Origin of the sequence: Vibrio sp. 1562, assembly GCF_033340155.1 — a bacterium.
Classification (GTDB): Bacteria; Pseudomonadota; Gammaproteobacteria; order Enterobacterales; family Vibrionaceae; genus Vibrio; species Vibrio alginolyticus.
In genome coordinates, this window is record NZ_JAWOVY010000617.1 from 1 (window position 1) to 567 (window position 567).

The following is a 567-nucleotide window of genomic DNA, read 5'->3' on the forward strand; positions in this document are numbered from 1 at the left end:
TCAATACCCAGCAAATGAGAAATCGGTTGTTCATAGGCAATGGCTTCTTGAAGCTGCTCGCGGTGACGCTCCATCTGGTTTTGTTCGAAACTAAAACGTAAGCCAGTCGCCACCGATAGCCATTCAAATACCCCATATTCAAATGGCGCTTCCATGACCTCTTCAATGAACAATAAATCCGCCAAGTGTGAAACTGACTCGGGAAAACTAATGTCTTCCACTTTAATGACCTCTAACTCTAGCCCCGTGCTACGAATCACCTCATGCAACCATTCAGAATGGCGCATCAGGTTCGGGATAGTCCATATCGGTTCAGCAAGCACGACTTTGCCTTGTAGCGTTGGCGCTGTCTCAGCGCTACAACTAGGCTCAAGAGGCGATAACTGAATACTGTCGACGGCACTTTGTGGCTCATGGTGCCGCTTCTGCTGATTAATATAGTTGGCAAGCTGGCGCCACTCTTGTTTCGTCAGTTGCGAATCTCGCCTCTCACGATAGGTGAGATAGGAAAGTGCGCTGATTTTTTCAATCTCAACATGGTCTGAAACTTGATTGAAACTCAGCATA

1 pseudogene is annotated in these 567 nt (G+C 47.1%); it reads right to left on the reverse strand.

Annotation, left to right across the window (positions count from 1 at the left end):
* Positions 1–567: pseudogene (locus R7Z49_RS26715) on the reverse strand (transporter); the annotation flags it as partial.